Below are 6,295 nucleotides of genomic sequence, written 5' to 3'. Positions count from 1 at the left end.
TTTTGGGCACCCAAAAACTGGTGGTGTTTGGCCCGGCGTCTAACAACGCGCCTTACCACTCACGACCGGCAGCTAGAGCGAGACCACCTCGACCGGCAGGGCCGGGTTCGCGCTGAAGTCCAACGGCGCAGTGGGGCGCTTCGCCGCCACCACGTGTGCCCCCAGCGCCGCGATCATCGCGCCGTTGTCCGTGCACAGGCGGGGTTTCGGGACGCGCAGCTCGATGCCCGCCGCAGCACAGCGTTCCGCAGCCAGCTCCTTCAGCCGCGAGTTCGCCGCCACACCACCCGACACCACAAGCGTATCGATCCCCTGCTCCTTGGCAGCACGAATCGCCTTGGCAGTCAGCACATCAGCGACGGCCTCCTGGAACGACGCCGCAACGTCGTCCACGGGAATCTCCTCCCCGCGACGCACAGCACCCTCGACCCACCGCGCCACCGCAGTCTTCAACCCCGAGAAGGAAAAGTCGAAAGCAGCATCCCGCGGCCCGGTCATCCCCCGAGGAAACGCGATCGCCGCCGGATTCCCCTTCTTGGCCGCGTTGTCGATCGGCGGCCCGCCCGGATAAGGCAACCCGAGCACCCGCGCCACCTTGTCGTACGCCTCACCAGCCGCATCATCCACAGTGGACCCGAGCTCGGTGATCGACGACGCGATGTCGTCGACGCGCAGCAGCTGCGTGTGCCCACCCGAGACGAGCAGCGCCAGGCACGGCGTAGGCAACGGCCCGTGCTGCAGCGTGTCGACCGCGATGTGCCCCGCGAGGTGGTTGACCCCGTACAGCGGCACGTCCAGCGCCGTCGCGTAAGCCTTCGCCGCCGAGACCCCGACCAGCAGCGCACCCGCCAGCCCCGGTCCCGCCGTCACCGCGATCGCGTCCACATCGGACATCGACAGCCCCGCCGTGGCGAAGGCGCGCTGGGTCGTCGGAACCATCGCCTCCAGGTGCGCGCGGCTGGCGACCTCGGGCACCACGCCGCCGAAGCGGGCGTGCTGCTCGACGCTGGAAGCGACCTCGTCGGCCAGCAGCTCGACCGTGCCGTCGTCGTGCAGGCGGACCAGGCCGACGCCGGTCTCGTCGCACGAACTCTCGATACCCATGATGATGCGTGCCATCAGCCCGCCACCCCGTCTCGCGTCCGCGCCGGGCGGACCATCGTGTACGCGTCGGCGCCGGAAGGCTGGTAGTAGCGCTTCCGGATGCCGAGCCGTTCGAAGCCGTGGCGCTCGTACAGGGCGAGCGCGGTGGTGTTGTCCGTGCGGACCTCGAGGAAGACCGGTGCCTCGAACTCGTCGGCCCGCACCAGCAGCGCCTGCAGCAGCGCCCGGCCGATGCCCTGGCCCTGGTACTCGGGCGCGACGCCGATCGTGTGCACGGTCGCCTCGTACTCGCCGCGGCGGCGCCCGACGACGGCCAGCCCGGCGTACCCGAGCAGTTCGTCGCCCTCGTCCGGGCGCGCCGCGAGGTAGAAGTGGCCCGCGTCCAGTTCCGAGTGGAAGGCGCGGGCGCTCCACGGGTCGTCGCCCGGGAAGAGGATCTGCTCGATTTCCACGCACCGGGCGATGTCCATGCGGCGCAGGGGCCCGAGTCTCACGGGGCGGTCACCCGTTTCGGCGCGGCGGGCTCGGCGGCGTCGGGACGCCGCAGGTACAACGGCGTCAGCGGGGCCGGCGGCGCCGAAGCGAGCAAGGCGCTCCGGGCGGCCTTCACCAGCCCGGCGGGCGACGGGAACCGCGGCTCGATCGGCTGGACGCCGAGCGCGTCGGCGTAGAGGCGCGCGCCGTCGCCGGCCGCCACCTTGACGTCGGATTCGACGTCGGCGGGGCGCTGGACGTGCGGGCCGTCGGTGCGCTGCCCGTCGGCGTCGTAGGCGGCCCAGTAGACCTCGCGGCGGCGGGCGTCGGTCATGACGAGGAAGGCGTGGCCGTCCGCGGCGACGTCGGCGGCCAGCGCGTCGAGGCTGCAGACCGGGTACACCGGGATGCCGAGGGCGTGGCCGAACGCGGCGGCGGTGGCCATCCCGGCACGCAGGCCGGTGAACGGCCCGGGGCCGACGCCGGCGACGATCGCGTCGAGGTCCTTGAGGGTCACCCCGGCGGCTTCGGCGGCGGCGAGCGCGTGCGGGGTGATCAGCTCGCCGTGGGCGCGGGGGTCGACCGTGACGCGGTCACCGCGCGTCTCGACCGAATCGCCGTCCACCGCGACGACGCCCGCGGTCACCGCCGGGGTCGAGGTATCGATCGCCAGTACCAACACGGTGTCCCAGCCTACGACCAGCGTCTTCGGCTGCTTGCTGCAGGGGACGGATCAGCACGGTAACGTGCGGAAGGAGTCCGACACTGGGAGGTCCCCGCGGTGCCCGACCCGTTGTTCCCCACGATCGTCGCCGGTGCCGCGAAGGAAGCCTTGCGCTTCGGCGACCACGCCCTGTCCTACGACGCCCTCGCCGCCGTCGCCGGCGACCTCGCCCACGAGCTGCCGCCCGGCCGGGTCGCGGTGTGGGCGACGCCGACCGTGCACACGAGCGTCGCGGTCGTCGCCGCGCTGCTCGCCGGGGTGGCGGCGGTGCCCCTCAACCCGAAGATCGGCGAACGCGAGCTCGCGCACATCCTCGCCGACAGCGAACCGGCGCTCGTCCTCGCCGAGCCGGGGGCCGAGCTACCCGCCGGGCTTTCGGCCCTCCCGCGGCGGGACATCCCGCTGACCGGCGAAGGCGCGCCGATCCCCGCGGAGCCCGACCCGGAAAGCCCGGCGCTGATCGTCTACACCTCGGGCACCACCGGTCCGCCGAAGGGCGTCGTGCTGCCCCGCCGCGCGCTCGCGACCACACTGGACGCCCTCGAGGACGCCTGGGCCTGGACCGCCGCCGACGTCCTGGTGCACGCGCTGCCCCTGTTCCACGTGCACGGCCTCATCCTCGGCGTCCTCGGCCCGCTGCGCCGCGGCGGCTCGGTGCGGCACCTCGGCCGGTTTTCGACCGAGGGCGTCGCGCGGGAGCTGACGGCCGGCGCGACCATGCTGTTCGGCGTGCCGACGATGTACCACCGCATCGCCGGCGAGGTCGGCGCCGACCCGGTGCTGGCCGACGCGCTCAAGCGGGCCCGGCTGCTCGTCTCCGGGTCGGCGGCGCTGCCGGTGCACGACCACCAGCTGATCACCGCGGCGACCGGCCAGCAGGTCGTCGAGCGCTACGGCATGACCGAGACGCTGATGAACACCAGCGTCCGCGCGGACGGCGAACGCAAACCCGGCACGGTCGGCGTGCCGTTGCGGGGGGTGGACCTCCGGCTGGTCGGCGACGCCGGCGAGGTGATCGACGACGTCGAGACGGTCGGCGAGATCCAGGTGCGCGGCCCCAACCTGTTCACCGAGTACCTGAACCGGCCGGACGCGACCGCGGCCGCGTTCGACGACGGCTGGTTCCGCACCGGCGACATGGCCACGCGCGACGCCGACGGGTACGTCAGGATCGTCGGGCGCAAGGCGACCGACCTGATCAAGAGCGGCGGCTACAAGATCGGCGCGGGCGAGATCGAGAACGCGCTGCTGGAGCACCCCCGCGTCGCCGAGGCGGCCGTCACCGGCGAGCCGGACGACGACCTCGGCGAGCGGATCGTGGCGTGGATCGTGCCGTCCGGCGAACCACCGGCCGCCGACGAGCTCGCCGACCACGTCGCCAAGCTGCTGGCGCCGCACAAGCGCCCGCGGGTCGTCCGGTTCCTGGACGCGTTGCCGCGCAACGACATGGGCAAGGTCATGAAGCGGGCGCTCGGTGCCTAGGCTGCCGGCGCGCGAGATCGTCGGCGCGATCGCCAACGGCTTCACGGAGTTCGCCACCCCGCTGCGCGAGGAGCCCGCGGACGGCCCGATCGGCTGGCCGGGTTACCGGGAAGCGCGTTCCGCCGCAGAAGAACGCACCGGCGAGAAGGAATCGGTCGTTTGCGGCACGGCGAAGATCGGTGACGTCGAAGCCGTGCTGATCGCGTTCGAGTTCGGGTTCCTGGGCGGGTCGCTCGGGCAGCGCACCGGCGACCGGATCGAGGCGGCGTTCGCGCACGCCCGCGACGCGCGGCTGCCGGTGGTGTCGCTGGTCGCGACCGGCGGCAGCCGCATGCAGCAGGGCATGCGCGCATTGATGCAGCTGCAGCGGGTGGCGCGGGCGTCGGCGCGGACGCGGTCGGTGGGCATCCCGCAGATCGCGGTGCTGCGCGACCCGACGACCGGCGGCGGCTGGGCGACGCTCGGTGCGGGCGCCGACGTCGTCCTCGCGCTGCCGGAGGTGCAGGTCGGCTTCGCGGGCTCGCGGGTGCGTCCGCCGGGCTCGCCGGAGGCGTACACCGCGGAGGCGCACTTCGCCTGGGGCCAGGTCGACGCGCTGGTCGAGCCGGAGGAGCTCGGAGCGGCGGTGAACCGGTGGCTGCGGCTGCTGACCGCGCGTTCGTCGGCGGCGGCTCCCCCGCCGTCGGCGTTGCGGGCCGTCTCGCTGCCTTCGACGGGCTGGGAAGCGGTCCAGGCGGCGCGGTCACCCTCGCGGGCGCGGGCGGCGGAGTACCTCGACGCGTACTTCGACTGGCGGCAGGACATCAGCGGCGACCGCGTCGGCGGCGCGGATCCCGGGGTGGCGTGTGGCTTCGGCTGGCGCGACGGCCGGACGATCGCGTACGCGGCCCAGTGCGGCACGCCGACGTTGCCGTCGGGCTTCCGGACGGCGGCCCGCCTGGTGCGGCTGGCGTCCCGGCTGGGCATCCCGGTGCTGACACTGGTCGACACCCCGGGCGCGGCGAACGACGCGGCGGCGGAGCAGGCGGGCGCGGGCGGCGCGATCGCCGAGCTGTTCGAGGCGGTGGCGACGGCATCGGTCCCGGTGACGACGCTGGTGATCGGCGAAGGCGGCTCGGGCGGCGCGCTGGCGTTCGCGGCGGCGGGCTCGACGTGGGTGGCACCGGACGCGTACTTCTCGGTGACGTCCCCGGAAGCCGCGGCCGCCATCCTCAAACGACCCTCCGCGGAAGTGCCCGACATCGCCAACCAGCTGTACCTGCGGCCCCAGGACCTGGTGGATCTGGGGGTGGCGCGGGCGGTCGTGAGTGTAAAAGCGGGTTAGAACCCGCCTTACCACTCACGAGGGTTCAGCCATCCGTGGTTGGATCTTGCGATGGGGTATCAACTCAACAGACGAGCCGCGTTCGGTTTGGGGACCGCTGTCGCCGCTGGAAGCATTCTGGCCGGTTCTCCCGCGTACGCGCAGGAAGCAGACATCGAGGCCAGCCCGGCCACACCGGACCGGGCCAGGCAGAAGGTGAAGCGCGTCTACGACGACGCAGCCGCTGAGGCAGGCGGCATCTGGAACTCCTACATCAGCGTGGCCGGCCAGGTGGCCGTCGACGTGGCGTCCGACGAGGTCGTCGAGGCGTACAGCGTCAACAAGGTGGCCGTCGCGGTCACCTTGATGGACAAGATCGACCGTGGCCTGCTCACCCTGGACCAGCAGGTCCAGGTGCCGGCGAGCATCGTCGTGCCGGGTGGTGACGGCATCATCATCCTGGACAAGGCGTACCCGAGCGCGTTCACGCTGGGCCACGTCCTGTCGCTGTTCCTCACGGTTTCGGACGACACGTGCGTCCGGCTGGCAGGGCTCGTGGTTCCGGCGGCCGAGATCAACCAGATCCTGGTGAGCAAGGGCTTCCCCAAGACCCAGGTCACGCCGGTGGCCAACCCGAACCGCTACTTCCTCGGCCAGACCACTCCGCGCGAGACACACGACCTGCTGCAGGCGCTGGTCGCGGGCACCTTGCTGAGCCCGGCGTCGACGGACTACCTGCTGTCCCTCCTGCGGTCGCAGGTGGCGTTCACCGACGGAATCCGCCGTGAGATGTCGTCTGTGGACCGGGCGAGGATCGCCACGAAGGCGGGCTGGCTGAACGACGGCCGCAACGAGGCGGGAATCATGTTCGACGCCGCGGGCAAGCCGGTGCTGATTTACTCGATGTTCGCGCACGGACAGGCGAATCCGGAGGACTTCGGGGCCACGCACCCGGTCCGGCAGGCCGCCGCGAAGATGGGGCCGAAGTTCCTGTGCGCGGTCGACAAGATCGGGGGCGCCGGCACCCGGACGTTCCGGGCACCGGCCTACCAGCAGTACAACGGCGGCTGAGCAGTCTGCCGCGGCTGTCGTGAGTGGTAAGGAGAGTTCTAACTCGGCGTTACACAAAACACCACGGGGGGGGGGGCGGGACCCCGGGGGGGGACCCAACCTGGGGGTGGGGGGGGGTGAGGCGGAAGGGGGGCAAC

General features: G+C 72.4%; 6 protein-coding genes. 3 read left to right on the top strand and 3 right to left on the bottom strand.

The features are described 5' to 3' along the window. Positions 1-72: 72 nt before the first annotated feature. The 3 genes from tsaD to tsaB are packed head-to-tail and all read right to left on the bottom strand — an operon-like array spanning position 73 to position 2,260. The gene (gene tsaD, locus AB0M93_RS47070; protein WP_364287522.1) at positions 73-1,119 is read right to left on the bottom strand and encodes a tRNA (adenosine(37)-N6)-threonylcarbamoyltransferase complex transferase subunit TsaD; all 1,047 of its coding nucleotides are present in this window, start codon (positions 1,117-1,119) and stop codon (positions 73-75) included. Further along, a complete protein-coding gene (gene rimI, locus AB0M93_RS47065; protein ID WP_364287519.1) occupies positions 1,119-1,598 on the bottom strand; it encodes a ribosomal protein S18-alanine N-acetyltransferase in 480 nt (159 codons plus the stop codon). Before rimI ends, tsaD begins: the two co-directional genes overlap by 1 nt. Beyond that, positions 1,595-2,260, bottom strand: coding sequence for a tRNA (adenosine(37)-N6)-threonylcarbamoyltransferase complex dimerization subunit type 1 TsaB (tsaB, locus tag AB0M93_RS47060; protein ID WP_364287516.1), 666 nt, complete (start codon positions 2,258-2,260; stop codon positions 1,595-1,597). The genes rimI and tsaB overlap by 4 nt, the downstream gene beginning before the upstream one ends. 99 nt (positions 2,261-2,359) lie before the next feature. On the opposite strand from tsaB, the gene AB0M93_RS47055 reads away from it, so the two are divergent. The 3 genes from AB0M93_RS47055 (at position 2,360) to AB0M93_RS47045 (ending at position 6,158) form a co-directional block, all read left to right on the top strand. Further along, complete coding sequence (locus AB0M93_RS47055) at positions 2,360-3,784, top strand: acyl-CoA synthetase (RefSeq protein WP_364287513.1); 1,425 nt, start codon at positions 2,360-2,362, stop codon at positions 3,782-3,784. Then, positions 3,777-5,108, top strand: coding sequence for a carboxyl transferase domain-containing protein (locus tag AB0M93_RS47050; RefSeq protein ID WP_364287510.1), 1,332 nt, complete (start codon positions 3,777-3,779; stop codon positions 5,106-5,108). Before AB0M93_RS47055 ends, AB0M93_RS47050 begins: the two co-directional genes overlap by 8 nt. A gap of 195 nt (positions 5,109-5,303) precedes the next feature. Next, positions 5,304-6,158: a serine hydrolase gene (locus AB0M93_RS47045; protein ID WP_364287507.1), complete on the top strand. Its 855-nt coding sequence runs from the start codon at positions 5,304-5,306 to the stop codon at positions 6,156-6,158. Positions 6,159-6,295: the final 137 nt, after the last annotated feature.

This window comes from Amycolatopsis sp. NPDC051102, from assembly GCF_040682815.1.
GTDB lineage: Bacteria > Actinomycetota > Actinomycetes > Mycobacteriales > Pseudonocardiaceae > Amycolatopsis.
This window is presented reverse-complemented; position numbering and strand designations above follow the sequence as displayed.